Origin of the sequence: Stenotrophomonas sp. SrG, from assembly GCF_050031795.1 — a bacterium.
GTDB lineage: Bacteria > Pseudomonadota > Gammaproteobacteria > Xanthomonadales > Xanthomonadaceae > Stenotrophomonas > Stenotrophomonas rhizophila_A.
Map to the genome: position 1 here is coordinate 60,305 of NZ_JBNBBE010000001.1, position 21,701 is coordinate 82,005.

18 protein-coding genes are annotated in these 21,701 nt (G+C 68.2%); 12 read left to right on the top strand and 6 right to left on the bottom strand.

The genetic code is table 11. The features are described from left to right. The first annotated feature begins 4 nt into the window (after window positions 1–4). Window positions 5–3,913 carry an amino acid adenylation domain-containing protein gene (locus ACQG3P_RS00295; RefSeq protein WP_426803818.1) on the top strand — a complete coding sequence of 1,303 codons (3,909 nt, stop codon included), beginning with the start codon at window positions 5–7 and terminating at the stop codon, window positions 3,911–3,913. Further along, on the top strand, window positions 3,910–4,671 hold the full coding sequence (locus ACQG3P_RS00300; RefSeq protein WP_426803819.1) for a 2,3-dihydro-2,3-dihydroxybenzoate dehydrogenase: 762 nt from the start codon (window positions 3,910–3,912) through the stop codon (window positions 4,669–4,671). The genes ACQG3P_RS00295 and ACQG3P_RS00300 overlap by 4 nt, the downstream gene beginning before the upstream one ends. Here the strand turns inward: ACQG3P_RS00300 and ACQG3P_RS00305 are convergent. The 4 genes from ACQG3P_RS00305 to ACQG3P_RS00320 are packed head-to-tail and all read right to left on the bottom strand — an operon-like array spanning window position 4,668 to window position 8,853. Beyond that, the gene (locus tag ACQG3P_RS00305) at window positions 4,668–5,261 is read right to left on the bottom strand and encodes a DUF2894 domain-containing protein (RefSeq protein ID WP_426803820.1); all 594 of its coding nucleotides are present in this window, start codon (window positions 5,259–5,261) and stop codon (window positions 4,668–4,670) included. The genes ACQG3P_RS00300 and ACQG3P_RS00305 overlap by 4 nt on opposite strands. Next, window positions 5,251–5,898: an OmpA family protein gene (locus ACQG3P_RS00310; RefSeq protein ID WP_068852349.1), complete on the bottom strand. Its 648-nt coding sequence runs from the start codon at window positions 5,896–5,898 to the stop codon at window positions 5,251–5,253. The genes ACQG3P_RS00305 and ACQG3P_RS00310 overlap by 11 nt, the downstream gene beginning before the upstream one ends. Then, entirely contained in the window at window positions 5,895–8,177 is a 2,283-nt protein-coding gene (locus ACQG3P_RS00315; RefSeq protein WP_426803821.1) for a DUF802 domain-containing protein, read from the bottom strand. The genes ACQG3P_RS00310 and ACQG3P_RS00315 overlap by 4 nt, the downstream gene beginning before the upstream one ends. 10 nt (window positions 8,178–8,187) lie before the next feature. Further along, complete coding sequence (locus ACQG3P_RS00320; RefSeq protein WP_426803822.1) at window positions 8,188–8,853, bottom strand: DUF3348 domain-containing protein; 666 nt, start codon at window positions 8,851–8,853, stop codon at window positions 8,188–8,190. Window positions 8,854–9,018: 165 nt separating this feature from the next. On the opposite strand from ACQG3P_RS00320, the gene ACQG3P_RS00325 reads away from it, so the two are divergent. The 6 genes from ACQG3P_RS00325 to ACQG3P_RS00350 all read left to right on the top strand — a co-directional run bounded on the left by ACQG3P_RS00325 (window position 9,019) and on the right by ACQG3P_RS00350 (window position 15,249). After that, window positions 9,019–9,438, top strand: coding sequence for a host attachment family protein (locus tag ACQG3P_RS00325; protein ID WP_426803823.1), 420 nt, complete (start codon window positions 9,019–9,021; stop codon window positions 9,436–9,438). A 3-nt stretch (window positions 9,439–9,441) separates the two neighbouring features. Further along, window positions 9,442–9,765, top strand: a complete 324-nt coding sequence (locus ACQG3P_RS00330) for a thioredoxin family protein (protein WP_426803824.1) — start codon at window positions 9,442–9,444, stop codon at window positions 9,763–9,765. Between the two features lie 71 nt (window positions 9,766–9,836). After that, entirely contained in the window at window positions 9,837–10,178 is a 342-nt protein-coding gene (locus ACQG3P_RS00335) for a type II toxin-antitoxin system prevent-host-death family antitoxin (protein ID WP_068852335.1), read from the top strand. A 3-nt stretch (window positions 10,179–10,181) separates the two neighbouring features. Beyond that, window positions 10,182–10,808 carry a hypothetical protein gene (locus ACQG3P_RS00340; RefSeq protein WP_426803825.1) on the top strand — a complete coding sequence of 209 codons (627 nt, stop codon included), beginning with the start codon at window positions 10,182–10,184 and terminating at the stop codon, window positions 10,806–10,808. Window positions 10,809–11,284: 476 nt separating this feature from the next. Further along, the gene (proP, locus tag ACQG3P_RS00345; RefSeq protein WP_426803826.1) at window positions 11,285–12,781 is read left to right on the top strand and encodes a glycine betaine/L-proline transporter ProP; all 1,497 of its coding nucleotides are present in this window, start codon (window positions 11,285–11,287) and stop codon (window positions 12,779–12,781) included. Between the two features lie 125 nt (window positions 12,782–12,906). Continuing rightward, entirely contained in the window at window positions 12,907–15,249 is a 2,343-nt protein-coding gene (locus ACQG3P_RS00350; protein ID WP_426803827.1) for a GH92 family glycosyl hydrolase, read from the top strand. A 6-nt stretch (window positions 15,250–15,255) separates the two neighbouring features. On the opposite strand, the gene ACQG3P_RS00355 is transcribed toward ACQG3P_RS00350, so the two are convergent. Next, complete coding sequence (locus ACQG3P_RS00355; RefSeq protein ID WP_426803828.1) at window positions 15,256–15,984, bottom strand: SOS response-associated peptidase; 729 nt, start codon at window positions 15,982–15,984, stop codon at window positions 15,256–15,258. Between the two features lie 94 nt (window positions 15,985–16,078). On the opposite strand from ACQG3P_RS00355, the gene ACQG3P_RS00360 reads away from it, so the two are divergent. Further along, on the top strand, window positions 16,079–16,876 hold the full coding sequence (locus ACQG3P_RS00360) for an AraC family transcriptional regulator (protein WP_210132648.1): 798 nt from the start codon (window positions 16,079–16,081) through the stop codon (window positions 16,874–16,876). A 161-nt stretch (window positions 16,877–17,037) separates the two neighbouring features. Here the strand turns inward: ACQG3P_RS00360 and ACQG3P_RS00365 are convergent, their stop codons facing one another. Next, complete coding sequence (locus ACQG3P_RS00365) at window positions 17,038–18,279, bottom strand: MFS transporter (RefSeq protein WP_426803829.1); 1,242 nt, start codon at window positions 18,277–18,279, stop codon at window positions 17,038–17,040. Window positions 18,280–18,457: 178 nt separating this feature from the next. On the opposite strand from ACQG3P_RS00365, the gene ACQG3P_RS00370 reads away from it, so the two are divergent. The 3 genes from ACQG3P_RS00370 to ACQG3P_RS00380 all read left to right on the top strand — a co-directional run bounded on the left by ACQG3P_RS00370 (window position 18,458) and on the right by ACQG3P_RS00380 (window position 21,666). Beyond that, window positions 18,458–19,822, top strand: a complete 1,365-nt coding sequence (locus ACQG3P_RS00370) for an XAC2610-related protein (RefSeq protein WP_426803830.1) — start codon at window positions 18,458–18,460, stop codon at window positions 19,820–19,822. A gap of 66 nt (window positions 19,823–19,888) precedes the next feature. Next, complete coding sequence (locus ACQG3P_RS00375) at window positions 19,889–20,311, top strand: DUF2231 domain-containing protein (protein WP_184123419.1); 423 nt, start codon at window positions 19,889–19,891, stop codon at window positions 20,309–20,311. Further along, complete coding sequence (locus ACQG3P_RS00380) at window positions 20,308–21,666, top strand: PQQ-dependent sugar dehydrogenase (RefSeq protein ID WP_426803831.1); 1,359 nt, start codon at window positions 20,308–20,310, stop codon at window positions 21,664–21,666. The genes ACQG3P_RS00375 and ACQG3P_RS00380 overlap by 4 nt, the downstream gene beginning before the upstream one ends. Window positions 21,667–21,701: the final 35 nt, after the last annotated feature.

The following is a 21,701-nucleotide window of genomic DNA, read 5'->3' on the forward strand; positions in this document are numbered from 1 at the left end:
GCAGATGGCCAGCGCCGAGGGCGCAGGGCGGCAACGGTATCCGCTGAGTGAGGCGCAGACCGGGCTGTGGTACGCGCAGCGCCTGTCGCCTGCGCCCGCAACATTCAATACCGCACACGTCGTGTGGTTTGAAGGCGCGCTGGATGTCGACCGTTTCCGTGCGGCTGCCGATGCAGCCGCCGCTGAAGCCGAGGCACTGTGCCTGCGCGTGGCCGAAAACGAAGCGGGCGTGCCGCAGCAGCGGCTGGACCCGGAACACATTCCGCGTGTGCAGGTGGTGGATCTTTCTGTCCAGACCGATCCGCTGCACGCCGCGCGCGAGGTGATGCAGGCCGACCGCCTGCAGCCGGTCGATCCCGGCCGCGACCGCATGGCCCAGCAGCGCCTGTTCGTGCTCGGTCCGCGGCGTTTCGCGTGGTATCTGCGGGTGCATCACCTGGCCACCGATGGCTATGGCATGGCGCAGTTCAGCGCCCGGGTGTGTTCGCTGTACGCCGGCGAAGCCAGCGATGGTCTGCAGCCGCTGCGGCCGGTGCTGGACGAAGATGCGCAGTACCGCACCGGTGAGCGCCGGGTGGCCGATTCGGGCTACTGGCGGGCCTACATGCAGGACGCGGCACCCGCAGAGGGACTGGGTGGTGGCATGGCAGCGGCAACAGCCGATGCGCTGCGCGTGACCGAAACCATCAACGTGCCGCTGCGCGAACAGCTGTTGGCCGCTGCGCAGGCCATGGGCCAGCCCTGGCCGGACCTGCTCACCGCGTTGACTGCCGAGTACTGCCGACGGATGACGGCCAGCGATGAGGTGACCGTCGGTGTGCCTTACATGGGGCGGCTGGGCAGCGCCTCGGCACGGGTCCCGGCGATGGTGATGAACGTGCTGCCGCTGCGCGTAGCCGCGACCGCAGATGAAACCGTTGAGGCCAGGGTGCGCGATACCGCGCGGGCACTGGTGCGGGGCCGCCGGCATGGCCGCTACCGGGGCGAGCAGATCCGCCGCGACCTGGGCTGGAGCGGCCAGCAGCATCGGCTGCACGGCGCCCTGGTGAACGTGCAGCCGTTCTACCGGCCGCTGCCGTGGCCGGGGGTCACGGCGCAGCTGGAGGTGCTGTGCACCGGACCGGTGGACGACATCACCTTCGGTTTCCGCGGGGATGCACTGACGTCGCTGGCATTGGAGATCGAGGCCAACCCGCAGCAGTACACGCGGTCGGGGATCACCGCGCATGCCCGACGGCTGCTGCATTTCGTGTCGTCCGCGCTCGACGTGCAGGCACGCGGTGGCCTGCTGGCAGACGTTGCGCTGTGCACGCCTGACGAAGCGCAGCACTGGCTGCACACCGTCAATGCCACGCAGCATGCGGTTGCCGATGTGTCACTTGCAGCGCTGCTGAACCAGCGGCTGGTCGCCGCGCCGGACGCAACCGCACTGCTGTTTGAAGGCGAGGCACTGACTTACGACGTGCTGGAACAGCGCAGCCGTGCGTTGGCGCTGCAGCTCGAGGCAATGGGCGTTACCCGCGAGTCGCGCGTGGTGGTGGCCCTGCCGCGTTCGTTGTCGCTGGTGATCGCGCTGGTGGCGGTGGTACGCGCCGGGGGCGCGTACCTGCCGGTGGACCTGGATCATCCGGATGCGCGGCTACGGAAGATCCTGGCGTCGGCGCAGCCGCAGTGCGTGCTGGCCGAAAGAGGCGATGCACATCGCTTCGTGGGCGCGCCGGTCCTGTCGCCGTCGCAATGGGCAATCCGCAGCGATGTGGCTCTCCCCGATACCGTGCAACCGGGTGACGCGGCCTACGTGATCTACACCTCCGGCTCCACCGGCGAGCCCAAGGGCGTCGTGGTGGAACACCGCGCCATCGTCAACCGTCTCGAATGGATGCGCAGCCAGTACCGGATCGGGCCGGAGGCGCGCATCCTGCAGAAGACGCCGGCCACCTTCGACGTTTCGGTGTGGGAGTTCTTCCTGCCGCTGATCAGCGGTGCCACGCTGGTGATCGCATCGCCCGGCCTGCACCGCGACCCGCAGGCGCTGACCCGATTGATCGTGGCCGAGCGCATCACCACGCTGCATTTCGTGCCGTCCATGCTGGATGCCTGGCTGGCCGTGCCGGATCTGCGCGGCCTGCCGCTGCAGCAGGTGTTCACCAGTGGCGAGGCGCTGGACGCCGGCTTGCGCGACCGCTTCCACGCGCGTGTCGACGCGGAGCTGCACAATCTCTACGGCCCCACCGAAGCAGCGGTCGACGTCAGTTACTGGCCGGCGTCCCGTGAGGACCGTTCGGACCCGGTGCCGATTGGCCATCCGGTCTGGAACACGCGGCTGTACGTGCTGGATGCACAGCTTCGGGCGCTGCCGGCGGGCGTGCCCGGCGACCTGTATCTCGGCGGGGTGCAGCTCGCGCGTGGGTACCTCGGGCGCGAGGACCTGACCGCCGAACGCTTCCTCGACGACCCGCACGTCCCCGGAGGACGCCTGTACCGCAGCGGCGACCGGGCACGTTGGCGTGATGACGGGGCGCTGGAGTACCTGGGCCGCAGTGACCACCAGGTCAAGCTGCGCGGCCTGCGCATCGAGCTGGGCGAGATTGAATCCGCGTTGCGCGGCCTGCCCGGCGTGGCCCGCGCCGAGGTGCTGCTGCGCGACCAGGACCCGGGCATGCCGGCACGTGTGGTGGCGTACGTATCCGGTGACGCACTGGACGCAGGCAGCCTGCGCGGCGTGCTCGGCACCCAACTGCCCGAGTACATGGTGCCGGCGGCCATCGTGGTGGTGCAGGCGTGGCCGGTGACGGCCAACGGCAAGCTCGACCGCGCCGCGCTGCCGCTGCCGGACACCCATGCGGCCGGCCGCAGCGCGCAGACGCCCACGGAACAGGCACTGGCCGCGCTGTTCCAGCAGGTGCTCGGGCTGGCGACGCCGGCTGCAGCGGACGCGGACTTCTTTGCGCTGGGCGGCGATTCACTGTCGGCCGTGCACCTGCTGCTGGCGATCCAGCAGCGTTGGCAGCAGGATCCGGGGTTGGGTGCGGTATTCGCCACGCCGACGGTGGCGGGGTTGGCTGCACGCCTGGAGGTGCCGCTGCAGGACACCGACCACGGCCTGGGGCCAGTGATCACCCTCGCGCGCGGTGAGCCGGGCAGGGTGCCGCTGTTCGTGATCCATCCCGCAGGCGGCATCGCGTGGAACTACCGCGAGCTGGGCCGTGCGCTGCACCCGGCACGCGACGTGCACGGCCTGCAATCGCCGGTACTCGACCCCGCGCAGCCGCTGCCGGCGGGGATCGATGCGCTGGCCGCCGACTACGCCGCACGCATCCTCGCGCTGCAGCCGCAGGGGCCGGTGCATCTGTTGGGCTGGTCGGTGGGCGGCATCATCGCCCAGGCCATCGCGGTACAGCTGCAGGCGATGCAGCGTGAGGTTGGGGCGCTGGTCCTGCTGGATGCCTACCCCAGCGAATGCTGGCGCGCGGAACCCGAGCCGGATCCGGTGGCGGCGCTGCGTGCGCTGTTGGCCATTGCCGGCTACGACCCGGAGCGCCACCCCGAGCTGGACAGCCGCGAGCGCATCGTGGCGTTCCTGCGCCGCGGCGAGAGCGCGCTGGGCAACCTGCCCGGGCACGTGCTGGACGGCGTGGTGCGCGCGGTGACCGGCACCAACCGGTTGATCCGCGAGCATCACCATCGCCACTTCGCCGGCACCCTGGTGCATGTGCGCGCCGGCAATGACCACGCGCAGCGGCCGCACCTGCAGTCTGCCCTGTGGCAGGCGCACGCCTCGCGGGTGGACGCATTGCCGCTGCCGTTCCTGCATGCCGAGCTGACCGGCCGCGATGCCGTGGCGCAGCTGGCACCGTGGCTGTCGGCGCGGCTGCAGCACTGGGACGGCCTTGAACGACAGGACAGGACATGAAGCTGACAGGATTCGAGAACACGATTGCACTGGTGACCGGCGCCAGTGGCGGCATTGGCGCTGCGTTGGTCCAGCAGCTGCTGGATAGCGGCTGCAAGGTGGTCGCCACCGACCTGGCCGCACCGGCGCTGCCGCCCCATCCGCGACTGCACCCGCGGTCACTGGACGTGACCGATTCAACGGCGGTTGACGCACTGGTCGGAGCGGTTGAAGCCACGCTCGGCCCGATCGGCTTCGGCATCAGCGTTGCCGGCGTGCTGCAGGTCGGCGAGGTCACCGACACCGATGACGCCCAATGGCACCGTGTGTTCGCGGTCAATGCCGGCGGCGTCTTCCATCTATCCCGTGCGCTGGCCCGGGTGATGATCCCGCGCGGGCAGGGTGCCATCGTGACGGTGAGCTCGAATGCCGCCGGCGTGCCGCGCCATGGCATGGCCGCGTACGCGGCGTCGAAGGCGGCGGCGACCATGTTCACCCGCTGCCTGGGCCTGGAACTGGCGCCGCACGGCATCCGCTGCAACATCGTGGCGCCGGGGTCGACCCTGACCCCGATGCAGACCGGCATGTGGGCCGATGACCACGGCGCGCAGCGGGTCATCGATGGCAGTCCGGCGACCTACAAGGCGGGCATTCCGTTACGCAAGCTGGCCACCCCGGATGACATCGCGCAGGCGGTGATGTTCCTGCTCTCCGACCAGGCCGGCCACATTGCCATGAGCGACCTGTACGTGGACGGCGGCGCGACCCTGCGCGGTTAGCGTGCGCTGCGGCTGCGGCGCGGCTTGGCCGGGGCGCGGCCGGGCACGCTGTCGCGGCTGGGCAGGGTTCCGCGCTGCTGCATCTGTTCCAGCCAGGCCAGGTTGTCGATGTAGGCAAGGAAGTGCTGCAGGTACGCGGGCGAGACCTCGCCCATCCAGCCGATGGCACGATGCACCAGCACGCTGGAGTTCAACGGACCGCCATCGCTTGGCGTCTGCGCCAGGGTCTGCCGAACCTGGCCGGCGGTGCGCAGCGCAGCCCAGGCACTGCGGAATTCGGCCAGGGCCGGCAGTGCAGGGTAGTCGGGGTTGTGCGTGGCGCGCGGTTGGCCCAGCGCGGCGAGCGTATCCGGCATTCCGGCGGTCTTCGGCAGCGCGGTGGCAACCGGCGCGGCAGTCACGCGTTCGGCGTAGGCAGCCAGCAGCGTCTCCAGGCGGGCGTCCAGCACGCCGCGCAGCGAACCGCTGGCCTGCTGCGCGCGGCGCTGCAGCGCTTCCAGGAACGCGAACTGCACCGGATCGTGGCGATCCAGCTGCTGCCCGCGCCAGTGCGCGAGCCGGTCGCTGGCGGCGGTACGGTTACCGTCCATCGCCCGCCACGGTCGGCTTCGGGCGTGGAATCGGCGCCATTTCGACACGGCGATTGCGTGCGCGGCCTTCTTCGTCGGCGTTGGAACCTACCGGCTGTTCGGCACCGAACGCGGCGGCGAACACCGAACCGGCCGGCACGCCTTCGGCGATCAGGGTCCGGGTCACGGTCAATGCGCGCTCGGCCGACAGTTCCCAGTTGTCGGCGAACTGGCGGTTGCTGTCGCGTACCGGACGGTCATCGGTGAACCCGCTGACCATCAGGATCTCTTCGCGCGATGAAAGATACCCGGCCAGCGGCGCAGCCAGGCTGCGCAGCAGCTCGCGGCCTTCCGGCTGCAGCTGGTCGGAATTGAGCGCGAACAGCACGCTGCCGCGGATGCCGATGCGGCCATCCACCAGCGTTACCCGCCCGGCGGCGAGCGGGCCGGCGAGGGCCTGTTCCAGGGTCTGGCGCCGCTTGGCTTCGGCCTGGCGCTGCGCCACTTCCTCATCGAGGCGATGCGACAGCTCCAGCTGCAGCGCCACCACGCCGACCAGGATCAGCACGAACGCGCCCAGCAACACCGACATCAGGTCGCCGAAGGCGGCCCAGATCGGCGCGCCGGTTTCGCCTTCCAGCTCGATCTCGTCGCTCATGCGGTGGCGGCCCCGGCGCTGCGGCGGCGGCCGGCCAGCTGCTGCAGTTCCTCGATGATCTGCTGCTGGGAGAGCACGCTCAGGTCAATCACTTCACGCGCCTGGGTCACGTAATAGGCCAGCTGCTCATCGCTGCGGGTCATCGAGGCATCCAGCGCGCCGGCCACCTGCTGCAGCTGCTCACCCAGCCCGGTGCTGGCGGTGCCGAAGCTCTGCATCGCAGTGCCGAACGCCTCGGCCAGGCTGGCCACCTCCACCGCGCTGCCGCTCAGTTGCGCGGCCACGCCATCCAGCTTGCCGGTCTCGGCAGCGATATGGTCGGTGAACTGCGTGCCCACGCGCTCCAGCAGATCGGCCGAGGTGCTGACCAGCGCGTCCACGGCGGTGCGCTGTTCGGTGGACGCGTGGTTGACTGCATCCAGCAGCGTTTCCAGCGTGGCCAGCAGGCGGGTGCGTTCGTCGAGCATGGCGGTGTCGCGGACCATGCTGTCGGACAGCTTCTGGCGCAGTTCGGCGACCACTTCGGCGGCCGCCTTCGGGGCTTCCGAGGCGAGCGTCACCAGCCGCGAGATCTCGCTGATGGTCTCGGCCGCATGCGCCTGCGCCTGCGTGCCGATCTCGTGTGCGGTACGCGACAGGGTTTCGCAGACCGCTTGCTGGCTGGCCGCAACCTGCGCACCGTTGTCGGCCCATTGCTGGCCGAGCTGTTCCGACAGCTGGGTGAAGGCATCGCTCCAGGTGGCCAGGCGCTGCGCGTCGCGGGCTTCCAGACGATCCTGCAGGCCGCTGTGCGAGGCCTGCAGGCCATCCACCAGCGAACGCGCATGGCCATCGAAGCTGGCGGTGGCCGCGACCAGTGCCTGCTGGTTGCGTTCGGCCAGTTCGGCGTTCACCGACTGCTGGCCCTGCAGCGCATCGCGCCACGCCTGCGCGTGGGTGCTGGCGCTGCTGTCCATGCGCTCGGCGAGGGTGTCGACCCAGGCAGCCAGACGCGTACCCACCGAATCGAGCAGGCGGACGCCGTGCTCGCCCTGCAGCTGGCTGAAATCCTCAAGCGTGCTGCGCAGATCGCGGGTAAGGGCGGCATGGCGCTGCGCCTGTTCGGTCTGTGCCCCGGTCCATGCATCCACGCTGGCGTCGAGACGGGCGGCCAGGGTTTCCAGAAGCTGCACGGCACGCTGGTCGTGCTGTTCGCTGAGCGTGGCCAGGGTAGAACGCAGTTCTGCCGACAGGGTGTCGTGCGCCTGCTTCTGACTGCTGAGCGCAGCGTTCCAGGTCTCGCTGGTGGCGGCGCGGCTGGCTTCGAAGCCACTGGCCAGGCCGTCCAGCTGCGCGCGCACGGCATCGCCCACCGTGGCCTGCAGGGCAGTGGTCTGCTGGCTGATGCCGGCCATGGTTTCGGCCATGATCGGCTGCAGGGCCTCGCCGACCGCGCGCGCACTCTGCGCGACGCTGGCCTGCAATGCCTCCTGCACCGAACCGGCGAGGCGCTCATGGGCGGCCTCGGCGCGGGCATGGAAGGCGTCCTGGTTGGCCGACAGGCGTTCGCCGGCCGCGCCGCTCTGCGCTTCGATCGCGGCACTCATCGCTTCCAGGCGGTCCACCAGCGCCGGCATCAGGCCTGCCTGCGCCTGCAGCAGGCGGAAGGCTTCGGCACGCTGCCACGCCTGCGAGTGCAGGTGCAGGGTGGTGGCGATGCGGGTATCCAGCTGCTGCACGCCCAACAGGCGTTCGCGCCGGCACAGCGCCGACAGCAGGCCCAGCATGGCCGAGGTGGCCACGCCGGCAATCGAGGTGCCGAACGCCACGGCCAGGCCTTCCACCGGCGCGCCCAGCGAACCGCGGATGGACTGCAGGTCGGTGGCGCTGCCCAGTGCCAGCCCGGTGCCGCGCAGGGTGGCCATCATGCCCAGCAGGGTGCCGAGCATGCCGAGCAGCACCAGCAGGCCGACCAGATACGGGGTCAGCACCGGCGCCGGCAGCGCCACGCGCTCGCCCTCCACGCGCAGGCGCACCGCGTTGCGCAGGCCTGCCGGTACCTTCTCCAGCCACTCGGCCAGGTTGGCCGGCGCCGTCGCCGCCTCAGCCACCGCGACGCTGAGCCCTGCGGTAGCCGCCCGGTAGCGGTGCAGTTCCACTGCACCGGCCACATAGCAGGCGGCAATCACCAGCGCCACGGCCAGGCCGACCGGGTTGCTGCCCACGTAACCGGCACCGATCCAGCACACCGCCAGCAGGCCGGCAAGGAAAACAACGAGGTAGAGAGGAGTTCTGAACATGACAGCCCGGTTAGTGGGGGCGAAGCGCTGCAAGCAGGCCTTCGATGGGGTGAAAACGGACATCCAGCTCGGCCAGCAGCACGGCCTGCATGTCGTTCCTGAACAAGTGCAGCCAGCTGCTGTCGGGATCGACCTCAGCGCTGCCGGCGTCGTCGCGCAGACGCTCGAAATGGGTGCCGAGCAGGGCCGGCACGCTGGCCAGGAGCTGCTGCTCGCGCGGGCTCAGCGCCTGCTCCATGGCGGCGTCCACCTCGGCCAACCGGGGCAGCTCGCCGGGCCCGGCACTGAGCCGGTCCCGCAGCAGGCCGCGCAGGCGCCCGGTCGCGGTGAGCATGGCGCGCTGCACGGTGAGACAGCGCTGGCGGTAGGCGGTAGCGTCGGTCGCGGCCGGTTTGCCTGCCGCCGGCGGGGCGGTAATGCTTTCGACCAGGCTGGCGCGTACCCGCGCGCATTCCGCGTCAAGCGCCTCGACAGAACCCGGTGCGGCGTCGGCCCCGGCCGGCAGCCGCCCGTCGAGCGCGCGCGACAGGGCCACGGCCCGGGTCCAGTCGATCCACTGGCTGAGCCGATCGGACAGGTCGGGCCCGGTACGCGGGGCATTGCGGTCGGCCAGCGCCGCCAGCAACCGGATGAAGGGCGGGCCGGGGACAGGCGTGCGGTGCTGCTTCTTCGCCATGGTTCCGGTCAAAAACCGCGAATTTTACACTGTAATGACCGACCGACTCCCTGAATGCCCTTGCATACACGGTGAACACGCGCCTATGCACCGCGCTTACATCCGTTTGCCTACGGTGGGGGCGGGCCAACACATCGCCCGTTTTTCCATCCAAGGAGTTCAACCATGTCCACCCTGCAGATCCCCAAAGGTACCCTCGTCATCGTGGCTGATGGCGGCTCGGCCCGCGTGTTCACCAATGTGGGCGACGGCCGCACGCTGCAGCTGAAGCAGGAGGAGGAACTGGAGGTCAAGGACATCAGCGCCGAAGGCGTCTCCGGCCAGGGGCCCTCCGGCGCAGTGCCCAAGGACATGAGCCTTTCCCAGCTCAATGAAGCCACCTTCGCCAAACAGCTGGCGCAGCAGTTGAACGATCACGCGCTCAAGCACCGCTATGAGCACCTGATCCTGATCGCCGACCCGACCACGCTGGGCCACATCCGGCCGCAGCTGCACAAGGAAGTACAGAGCCGGATGCTGAAGGAGATCGCCAAGGACTACACCAATTCCACGCTGGACGACATCCAGCGCGCCCTGGCGGCCTGAGCCATGGCCTACGCACGCAGGTTTACCGATCTGCTGGAGCCTGCCCGTGCCGAAGTAGAGGCAGGCACGGGCTGGCAGCTGCTGGAATTCGGCACGGACTGGTGCGGGCATTGCGCGGCGGCACAGCCGGTGGTCAGGGACTTTGTTGAAAAACACGGCCTCGACCACCGCAAGGTCGAGGACGGCAAGGGGCGCCCCTTGGGGCGCGCCTTCACGGTCAAGCTCTGGCCCACGCTGGTCCTGCTGCGCGACGGGCAGGAGGTGGCGCGGGTGGTCCGCCCGACCGCCCAAGGAGATCTGGATGCCCTCGACCGCGCCCTCGGGTAGATGAATATCCCTTTATTCCCAATTTACCCAAAAGGGGTATAGTGGCCACATCCCTCCGCTGGATGTCCGTCATGAGCCTGCCCCTGGATGTTCCCGGCCTTGAAAAGGCCACTGCGTCATCGGTGAAGACCCGGGGCTGGCCGAGCCTGATGCGCACCGTGCGCGAAAAGCAGGCCCTGGTGATCACCAACCACAACCACCCCGAAGCGGTGATCGTGGACATCAAGGCCTACCAGGAGCTGCTGGCCCGCGCGGCCGGCAACCCGGATGACGCGCGCCAGGGGGAGCTGGATCGCCTCCGTGCGGAGTTCGATACCACCCTGGCCAGTCTCAATACCGACGGTGGGCTGGGCAAGGTGATGGGCCAGCCGATCCGTCGCGGGCGCAGGACCGCCCTTGGCCCGTCGCTCTGATCGGTGGCGCGGATCCTGGTACTGGCCGGCGTCAATGGCGCCGGTAAAAGTTCGCTGCTGGGCACATGGCTGCGCGACGCGGGGCTGACCTGGTTCAACCCGGACAGCTTCACCCGGCGGCTGGTGGAACAGGGCTGGCCGCTGGACGAGGCCAACGCCGCAGCATGGAGCGAGGGCGCCCGACGGCTGCGCCAGGCGATGGCCGATGGCACCGACTTTGCGTTTGAAACCACGCTGGGCGGCAACACCATTCCACGCCTGCTGCGCGATGCCTGCCAGACCCACGACGTGGCGATCTGGTTCTGCGGCCTGCACAGCGTGGCGCTGCACATCGAACGCGTGGCTGATCGGGTCAGCCAGGGCGGACACGATATTCCGCACGACAAGATCCGCGCACGTTTCGATTCCGCGCGCGAAAACCTGATCGAACTGCTGCCGCATCTTGCCGAGCTGCATGTGTACGACAACAGCGCGCCCGCCGATGCAAAGGGCAGGGCCGCACCGCTGCCGCTGCTGCAGCTGGATCGCGATGGATTGCATTTTCCGGTCACGGTGATCGATCTGCTGCAGACGCCCGATTGGGCCAAGCCCATCGTGATGCGCGCGATGGAACTGCAAAGCGGGGCCTGATGCAGAGCGGTAGGGTCGCATCCCAATCGACCGCCGTGGAATTGCCAACATTCGATTACGGCATGACCGTCGGCGACATCACGCTTCTGCCTCGGCACAGTCCATGCGTTACCGAACGCGGAAGCGCTGAGGGCAGTCGTTCGGGAACCGACTCTACCAATGGACGTCAACGATTGCCCCAACTTTACCGATGGCTGCAAAACGCCTTGAAACAAGGCGTTTGGACAGCATGTGAAGATTCGATAAAGGCCACATGCACACACTGTGCTAACATGTGCGCTTGATCATTGCCTCGGGCCATTGCCCGTCTCTCGGTCATCCTTCCTGCAGCGCCGTGGTGTACCACGCGGCCGTCCGGGAACGCCTGTTGCTACCCCTCTTCGCGCCTCGTGCCGCGTTCTTCCAGAGGCGGTGTTTACCTGTGCCTTGCGCGGGACCTCGGGTGCGTTGATGACCCTGCTTCCAGGAGAAAGCAGATGCAGGAACTGCATGCCGCACATGCCCATTTCGGGTGGTTCAAGCGCCGCCGCCAGATGAAGGTCGACGAAGTCACCGTGGTCGATCGCCCCATGCTCAAGAAAGCAGTGGGTGCCGCCGCGCTCGGCAATGCGATGGAATGGTTCGATTTCGGTGTGTACGGCTATCTTGCGGTCACGCTCGGCCAGGTGTTCTTCCCCGCCAGCAGCCCGACCGCGCAGCTGATCGCCACCTTCGCCACCTTCACCGTGGCGTTCCTGGTCCGCCCGCTGGGCGGGCTGGTGTTCGGCCCGCTGGGTGACCGATACGGCCGCCAGAAAGTGCTGGCGTTCACCATGATCCTGATGGCGCTGGGCACCTTCAGCATCGGCATGATTCCGTCCTACGACAGCATCGGCATGTGGGCCCCGGCCTTGCTGCTGCTTGCGCGCCTGGTGCAAGGGTTCTCCACCGGCGGCGAATACGGCGGCGCGGCCACGTTCATCGCCGAATATTCCACCGACCGCAACCGCGGCCTGATGGGCAGCTGGCTCGAGTTCGGCACGCTGGGTGGCTACATCGCCGGTGCGGCCACGGTGACCGTGCTGCACATGGCCTTGAGCAGCACGCAGATGCTGGACTGGGGCTGGCGCCTGCCGTTCCTGATCGCCGGCCCGCTGGGCCTGCTCGGCCTGTACATGCGCATGAAGCTGGAAGAGACCCCGGCGTTCCGCGTTTATGCCGAAGAGGCCGACAAACGCGACCTCGAACGCCCCGGGCTGGGAGCGCTGCTGCGCGTGCATTGGCCGCAGCTGCTCAAGTGCGTGGGCCTGGTGCTGGTATTCAATGTCACCGACTACATGCTGCTCACCTACATGCCCAGCTACCTGAGCGTGACCATGGGCTATGCAGAGAGCAAGGGCCTGCTGCTGATCATCATCGTGATGCTGGTGATGATGCCGCTCAACGTGGTGGGCGGGTTGTTCAGTGACCGCCTGGGCCGTCGGCCGATGATCATCGGCGCGTGCATCGCGCTGTTCGCGCTGGCCATTCCGTGCCTGCTGCTGGTGGGCAGCGGCCACGACGGGCTGATCTTCCTCGGCCTGATGCTGCTCGGGTTGGCGCTGGTGTGTTTCACCAGTTCCATGCCGTCCACGCTGCCGGCGCTGTTCTACACCCCGGTGCGGTACAGCGCGCTGTCGATCGCGTTCAACGTCTCGGTGTCGCTGTTCGGTGGCACCACGCCGCTGATCACCGCCTGGCTGGTGGAGCGTACCGGCGACCCGCTGGTGCCGGCGTACTACCTGATGGGCGCGGCGGTGATCGGCCTGGTGACGATGCTGTTCGTCAACGAAACCGCCAACCTGCCACTGCGCGGTTCGCCGCCGGCGGTGGCCAGCGAGGCCGAAGCCCACGCTCTGCTGCGCAGCGACGAGCCGGTAACGGTGGACGCCACTCATCCCACCCTCCCGGAAGCGAACCGTAGCGACACGCCACGCGTGTCTGGCGCCATCTAAAACCACCGACGCCGCCCGAAGCCTGGCCCAGCCAACCCACCCCAAGCGACACCCCCGCGCCGCAACATGCGGCGCGGGGACAACCAATGCTAGGATCGGTTCACCTTGAATCGATCTAAATCCATATGAGCAGAGCGGGGAAGTCGGGGTTGGTGGCACTGGCCATGGGCGCCATGCTGGTGGCAGGCACCGCAGCAGCGGCGCCGCAGAGCGCAGGCGAACGCGCCTACGCCGCCGTGGATCCATTCATTGGTACCGGGGGCGAAGGGCATACCTATCCCGGCGCGACGGTGCCCTTCGGCATGGTCCAGCTCAGCCCGGACACCCGCATCCAGCCGCGCGAGAAGGCCTACGACTGGGCCGCCGGCTACCGCCACGACGACAGCAGCATCGTCGGCTTCTCGCACACCCATTTCTCCGGCAGCGGCCATTCCGACCTGGGCGATGTGCTGGTGATGCCGTTCACCGGCGACCCCGGCCTGGAGCGTGGCGATCCGGAAAAGCCGCGCAGCGGCTACGCCTCGCGCTTCGACCACAAGGATGAAAAAGCCGAGCCCGGCTACTACGCCGTGACGCTGCAGGACTACAAGGTCCGCGCCGAGCTCACCGCCAGTGCCCGCACCGGCGTGCATCGCTACACCTACCCGAAGGGCGAGGAGGCCAAGCTGCTGCTCGACCTGCGCACCAGCCTGTACGACTACCCCGGCAAGATCCTGTGGTCGCGCCTGCGGCTGCGCGAGGACGGCACTGTGACCGGCTTCCGCGAAACCCGCGGCTGGGCACCGGGACGCCAGCTGTATTTCGCCATGCGGTTCTCGCGCCCGCTCACCGGGCACGCGCTGCACAACACGGAAACCGACATCGCCTACAAGGGCTTCCCGCCGCCGGGCCAGAACCACCCGGAGCAGCGCCCGCAGATCGAAGGCCGCCAGCTGGTCGGTACGTTCGACTTCGGCAAGCTCGATGCCCCGCTGGTGGTCAGCGTGGCGATCTCCTCGGTAAGCGAAGCCGGCGCCATCGCCAACCTCGACGCCGAAGCGAAAGACCAGAACTTCGACCGCATCCGCGCCGACGCCCGCACGCAATGGCAGCAGGCGCTGTCGGTGCTGGACATCGAGGCCCCCGCGCATGACAAACGCAGCGCCTACACCGCGCTGTACCACAGCCTGCTCGGCCCGACCCTGTTCATGGACGTGGACGGCCAGTACCGTGGCTCGGATAACGCCGTGCACCGCGCCGAGGGCTATACCAACTACTCGACCTTCTCGCTGTGGGATACCTATCGCGCCCTGCACCCGCTGCTGACCCTGGTGCAGCCGGAGCAGCGCACCAGCGACATGGTCAATTCGCTGCTCGCGCACCAGCACAGCAGTGCCTACGGCATGCTGCCGGTGTGGGCGTTCCATGGCCAGGAAACCTGGTGCATGATCGGCTACCACGCAGTGCCGGTGATCGCCGATGCCTACGTCAAGGGCATTCGTGGCTTCGACGCCGACAAGGCGCTGCAGGCGATGGTGGCCACCGCCAACTACGGCCCGTACGATGGCATCGCGCAGTACCGCGAGCTGGGCTGGGTGCCGATCGACGAAGAGGGCGAAGCGGCCAGCAAGACGCTGGAGTACGCCTTCGACGACTGGACCATCGCACGCATGGCCACGTCCATGGGCAAGACGGATGTGGCGGCCGAGTTCGACAAGCGCGCCGGCAACTGGCGCCATGCCTTCGACGCCGAAACCGGCTTCATGCGCGCACGCAAGCGTGACGGCAGCTTCCGCACCCCGTTCGATCCCAGCGCCAGCGGCTACGGCACCGACTACACCGAAGGCAACGCCTGGCAGTATTCCTGGTACGTGCCGCAGGACGTGGCCGGCCTGGCCGAGGTCCACGGCGGCGCAGACAAGCTGCTGGCGCGTTTGGATGCGGTATTCGATGCCAAGGTCGATCCGTCCATCTTCGAACACATGGAAGACATCACCGGCCTGATCGGCTGGTACGCGCACGGCAACGAACCCAGCCACCACGTGGCCTACCTGTATTCGTACGCGGGCCAGCCGTGGCGCGCGCAGGCGCGCTTGAAGCAGATCATGGACACCCAGTACGCCGACCGCCCCGATGGCCTGGCCGGCAATGACGATCTGGGCCAGATGTCTGCCTGGTATGTGTTCACCGCCCTGGGCTTCTACCCGGTGGCACCGGGCAGCGCCGAGTACATCATCGGCCGCCCGTTCCTGCCCAAGGCGGTGCTGAACCTGCCCAACGGCAAGACCTTCCGCATCACCACCGACGGCATGGGCAAGGGCCACGAGTACGTGGGTTCGGTGACGCTCAACGGCAAGCCGTTGAACCGCACGTTCCTGCGCCATGCGGAAATCCTGGCCGGCGGCGAACTGCACTTCACCCTGCAGGCAACGCCGAACAAGGCATGGCCGGGGCAGGGCGCGGAACAGCCGTACTCGATGTCGCGCTGACGCCGCTCAGCCGTCCTCGTCCCAGCCATCGCCGTCCCCGTCCACCGGGGGCGGCGATGTCGTTTCCACGTCCGGGTCGACCGGTTCCAGCAGCGTGTAGTCGTCGCGCTTGAGGTCGCGGAAGGCGCGTCCGACCGGATACGCCTCCAGTGCCGGCGAGCGTACCCGCAGCGAGGCAGGGGTTTTGGCGGCACCGGAAAGCCATGCCAGTGCCAGCTCGGCGGGCAGGAACACCGGCCCATCCGGCGTCAGTGGTTCCGGAATGGCGCGGTTGGGTGCGGTGAGCACGCTGAAGGAATCCATCGCGTGGCCGTCGCCGTCCTCCCAATGCTCCCAGAGGCCGGCGGCCAGCAGGGCCAGGCCATCGCGCCGCTGCACGAACAGCGGCCACGGCGGCCGGCGTTGGCGGTCCAGCTTGTAGTACCCGGTCATCGGAATCACGCACGGGCGTTCGGTCCAGGCGTTGGAGAAGATACGGCTGCCCGGCGCCCGGTCCAGGCGGGCGGTGACGGTGGTGTAGGGCGTATCCGGCGTCTTCGACCAGCGCGGCACCAGGCCCCAGGCCATGTCGGTCACGATCAACTCGCCATCGGCATTGCGGGCCAGCACCGATGCCGTGGACCCCTTGCCGATGTTGTAGCGGTCCGGCGCTGCGGCCACGGCAGTGGCGAGCTCGCGCGGCAGTCCGTCGGGGACCGATTCCGGCTCGGCAATGGCTTGGGCGAAACGACGCATGGGTGCAGGGTAGGGCGCGTGCCGTGAGCGTGTGGTTGAGTGGCGGCGCGGGCGGGGCTAGAGTTGCGGGGTGGTTGTTTCGCAGTATCTTCCCATGCCTCATCGAAAAAAAGACATCCCGCCGGTTGACGCCGCGGGCCAGCGCCTGCCGCTGGGCCCCGAGTCCGCCGTGCTGTGCCGGGCGCGCGACTACGCCGCCGGCACGGTGATTCCGCTGCACCACCATCCGGACCGCCACCAGCTGGTCTACGCCGCCTCCGGCGTGCTGGTGGTGCAGGCCGGCGCAGGGCGATGGGTGGTGCCCAGCACGCGCGCGATCTGGATGCCGGCCGGGATCGGCCACAAGGTGAGCTGCATCGGCGCGGTGCGCATGCGCAGCCTGTACATCCTGCCGCAGGCCATCGCCGATGCGCCGCCCAGCGCAGCGACCGTGTCGATCACACCCTTGCTGGCCGAACTGATCGGCGCGGCGGCCATCGTGGAGCAGCCCTACGTTCCGGACTCACGCGACGGCCATCTCATGCAGCTGATCCTGGACGAACTGCAGGCGCTGCCGGTGCTGCCGCTGCATGTTCCGGAACCGGTCGACCCGCGCCTGCAGCAGATCGCGCAGCACTGGGACGCCGCGCCCGACGACGCTTCCACGCTGCAGGACTGGGCCGTTCGCCTCGGTGTGGACGCCAAGACGATCCAGCGCCTGTGCGCGCGCGAACTGCACATGACGTTCGGTCAATGGCGCCAGCAGATCCGGCTCGTCCGCGCCCTCGAACGCCTCGCCCATGGCGAAAAGGTCATCGACGTAGCGCTGTCGCAAGGCTACGCCAGCCCCAGCGCGTTCACCGCCATGTTCAAGAAGCGCTTCGGCCAGCTGCCCAGCCAGTTCTTCCAATAACACGAAACGTCTGACGCGAAACGGTACTGCCCACGGTGGTCCCGACGCTACTGCCGACGGTCCTGTTGACGCTACTGCCGACGATACTGCCGACGATACTGCCGACGGTAATGCCGACGGTAGTGCCGACGGTAGTGCCGACTGTTAGTCGGCAACCCCCGTCAGCGCACGGACGTCTTTGGCAGAAACGCAGTAACCAACCCCAACAAAGGCAGGAACGAGGTGAGGTGGTACACCCACACGATGCCATGGATGTCAGCCAGCTTGCCCAACCCGGCCGCGCCGATCCCACCGATACCGAACATCAGCCCGAACATGAGCCCGGACACCATCCCGACACGCCCCGGCACCGCTTCCTGCGCATACACCACCAGCGCGGCAAACGCAGACGACATCACCAGCCCGACGGCAACGGCCAACACCGCGGTGCCCATCAGGTTGGCATAGGGCAGGGCAAGCGCGAACGGCGCCACGCCCAGGAACGAAATCCAGATCACTGCCTTGCGCCCGATCCGGTCACCCACCGGGCCGCCGATGAAGGTGCCCAGCGCGATCGACGCCAGGAACACGAACAGGTACATCTGGCTCTGCTGCACGCTCAGGTGGAAACGTTCGATCAGGTAGAAAGTGAAGTAGTTGGTGATGGAGGCGATGTACACGAACTTGGCGAACATCAGCACCGCGATCACCGCGATGGCCTGCACCACCTTGCCGCGGCTCAGGCCGATGCCATGCGAGCGCGCCAAGCTGTTCATCTTTGCCTGGCCGTGGCGCACGGTCCAACCGGTCAGCCGGAACAGCACGAAGATGGCCACGGCGGCGATCAGCAGGAACCAGCCGATGGCGCGCTGGCCGTGCGGAATCACCACGGCGGCGGCCAGCAGCGGGCCGATGGCCGAGCCGGTATTGCCGCCGACCTGGAAGGTGGACTGCGCGGTGCCGAAACGCCCGCCTGAGGCCATGCGCGCCACCCGCGAGGCTTCCGGGTGGAACGTGGCCGAGCCCACGCCCACCACGGCGGCGGCCAGCAGCAGCATTTCGTAACTGCTGGCCATGGCCATCATGCCGATGCCGACGAACGTGGCGATCATGCCGGAGGGCAGCAGGTAGGGCAGCGGGCGCTTGTCCGTGTACATGCCCACCCACGGCTGCAGCAGCGAGGCGGTGAACTGGTAGACCAGCGCGATGGTGCCGATCTGGCCGAAGGTCAGCGCGAACTGGCTCTTGAACATCGGGTACACGGCCGGCAGCACGGCCTGGATCATGTCGTTGAGCAGGTGCGCAAACGCGGCGGCACCGACGATGCGGATCGCAAAGCCCTGGTGGGCGGGATCGGAAGCGGCGGGCAGTACCGGCGAAGCAGGGACGGCGGGCGAAGCGGACGGCGGGGTTTCTGTGCTCATGGGACCATTGGAACTACAGCTGCGGTCCCGGCCGGCCACGCCGCCAGGGTGTGGCGCGTGCTCCAGCCTGGACCTGGTGGGGGACAAGCGGAGCACGAGGGTAAGCCGGACGCACGCTGCCGTCTCGCGCGATAGGGACCACTATCGTCGCGTTAGGGACATCACGCATGATGGCGGCATGAGAATCCGCTACGCCGCGTTGTTGCTTGCCATCCTGACGACCCATGCCGAAGCGGGACCGCTGCTGGAGCCCGGCATTTACCAGCTTTCGCCCGAGGCGCCCCAGGCAGAAACGGCAGCACCGCCGGCCGCAGGCGAAATCCAGCAGGACCTGCTTGCCACCGCGATTCCCGACGCGGCGAAGGTGCGCTACGCCTTCGTGTCGCGCGATCCGGGCGAGGCGTTGAGCAAGCTGGTATTCGTCACCGATGCGGCGTACCGCTACGACATCAACAGCGCCAACCGGCTGTGCCCGGCCTATGCCTTTCCCGATTGGAACGAACGTTCCGAGGCGCAGCCGTTCTGCCGCACCAACATTGGCAGCGCCGACAGCGAAGCGGCGCTGGCCTGGACCGAACGCGGCTTCACGCTGCGCTGGGCCGACCAGAAAACGCTGATCCGTACCGAGCAGGTTCCCGCCAGCCGCAAGCCCACCCCGGATGAGATCGGCGCCTGCGCGGTGGGCGGTGTGTGTGCGCCCGACGCTTACGGCAGGTCTGTTCACCACTACCAGGTCACCCACTATCGCGACGGGTTCGCCCTGCAGGCGCCACGACCCTACATCGACGTTTTCGCGGCGACCGTGGACACCCCGGTCTACCGAAGCGACGGGGACGGCATGGCATCCGGCACGCTTGCCGCGGGGCGCTATGCCGGTGTGCTCAGCAGGGGCGCTGAGTGGATCGCCATTGAAGTAGTGGCGGCAGACGGCGCGGCGACGCCCGGCTGGATCCGTCGGGATGATCTTGCCGCCGGGGATGTGCGTATTCCCCAGCAGGCAACCACCGACCACCTGCGTTTCGTGCTGGTCGTTGCGCCCGCCGACGACGATCAAGCAGTGCTGCAGGCCATTGACATCCTGGACGCCACGACCGGCCTGCGCCGGCAGATCCTGCGCGACATCGATGCCGAGCCGCTGAGCGCCGGCCCGGACGTGGTGCAGCTGGTGGACGCCAACTTCGACGGCTGGCCGGACCTGAGCGTACCCGGCTACGCCGGCGGGGCAGGCCCGAACGCCACGCGGAACCTGTACCTGTTCGACCCGGCGGCCCAGGCCTTCGTGTTCGAGCCAACGCTGTCGAGCCTGCCACAGCTGGCCATCGACCCCGCTACGCGCACCCTCATCTCCGCCTCGCGCGGCGGCTGCTGCTCGCACGCCACCGAAACCTACCGTTACGTGGACGGGCAGCTGCAGCAGGTGGCCAGCTGGGAGGAATCGCTGTCGCCCGATGGCGAACACCTGCAGACGACGGAGGGCACGCTGCGCAACGGAACAATGAAGTACCGCACCCGCACGCGGAAGCTGCCCGCCGACTGGCGCTGAGCACATCAACCGCCCGTCACGCAGGCGGTGGCAGGATATCGGTTGCATTCCCCTCAGGAGACAGCCGTGTCCACAACCGCCGTCGTGACCCGCCACTGGGTCATCCATCCGTTCCATGCCGCCGTGCTCGGCGGCGTGCTGCCGCTGTTCCTCGGCGCGCTGCTGGCCGATTACGCGTACTGGAACACCTACGAAATCCAGTGGAGCAACTTCGCCTCCTGGCTGCTGGTCGGGGCGATGGTCATGACCACGCTGGCGCTGTTGTGCGGCCTGGTGGGCCTGGTGCGCGGCAGCCGTAACGGCGTCTACGTCATCGTGCTGGCGGTCACCTGGATCGTGGGCTTCATCAACTCGCTGCACCACGCACGCGATGCCTGGGCGATCATGCCGGCTGCGCTGCTGTGGTCGGTGATCGTCACGGTGCTGGCGTTGATTGCCACCTGGCTTGGTTTCTCCAGTGTGCGCGTGCGCGTGGGAGGTGTCCTGTGAACCGCGCCCCGAAGGTAGTCGCACTTTCCGTACTCGCCGTGGCCTTGGCCGCTTGCAGTGGCAAGGCCCCGGAGCTGCAGCAGCTCGGCGCCAACCCGGAACTGCCCAAGCCTCATCGCGGCGTGATGCCAGACATGACCATTGCCCAGCCGACGGCGTGGGGCGATACCGTGCCCACCGTGCCGGCCGGTTTCAAGGTCGCGGCAATCGCCACCGACCTGGCCATTCCGCGCCAGACCCTGGTGCTGCCCAACGGCGATATCCTGGTGGCCGAAGGTCGGGGCGGCAGCGCGCCCAACCTCAAGCCGAAGGATGTGATTGCCGGCAAGATCAAGGCCAAGGGCAATACGCAGGTGAAGAGCGGCAACCGCCTGACCCTGCTGCGGGATGCCGATGGTGACGGCGTGTATGAGCTGAAGACGGTGTTTGCCGACAAGCTCAATGCCCCGTACGGGCTGGCCCTGGTGGGCAACGCCCTGTACGTGGCCAACCAGGATGCGCTGGTGCGCTTTGACTACGCCGAAGGCCAGACCAAGGCCAGCGGTGCGCCGACCAAGGTGACCGACCTGCCGTCGGCCATCAACCACCATTGGACCAAGTCGCTGGCCGCCAGCGCCGATGGCAGCCACCTGTACGTGGGCATCGGCTCCAACAGCAACATCACCGAACGCGGCATGGCGGCGGAGATCGATCGCGCCCAGGTCTGGGAGATCGATGCGCAGACCGGTGCGCACCGCACCTACGCCAGCGGCATCCGCAATCCCACGGCACTGGCCGTACAGCCCGGCACCGGCACGTTGTGGGCGGTGGTCAACGAACGTGACGAAATCGGGCCGAACCTGGTGCCGGATTACCTCACCTCGGTGCGCGACGGCGGCTTCTATGGCTGGCCCTACAGCTACTGGGGCAAGCACGTGGACCGCCGGGTGATGCCGCAGAACCCGGAGAAGGTGGCGTCCGCGCTGACCCCGGACTTCGCGCTGGGCTCGCACGTGGCCGCGCTGGGCGTGGCGTTCGCCAACCCGGCGGTGGGCGGCAACTTCACCGACGGTGTCTTCGTCGGCCAGCACGGCAGCTGGAACCGCAATCCGCCGGTCGGCTACAAGGTGGTGTTCGTGCCGTTCCGTGATGGCAAGCCCGCCGGCGAAGCGATCGATTTCGCCACTGGCTTCCGCGGCGATGACGGCAAGACCCGCGGCCGCCCGGTGGGCGTCAGCGTCGATCCGCGCGGTGCGGTGATCGTGGCCGATGACCTGGCCAACACCATCTGGCGGATCACGCCAACCGCAGCTCCCGCCACGCCAGCCGCACCGCCTTCGGCAACTCCGTCGACGCCTTCGGCCCCGGCGCCTTAAAGCCACGCCCTGCGCGCCTGCTCGACCCTGAAATG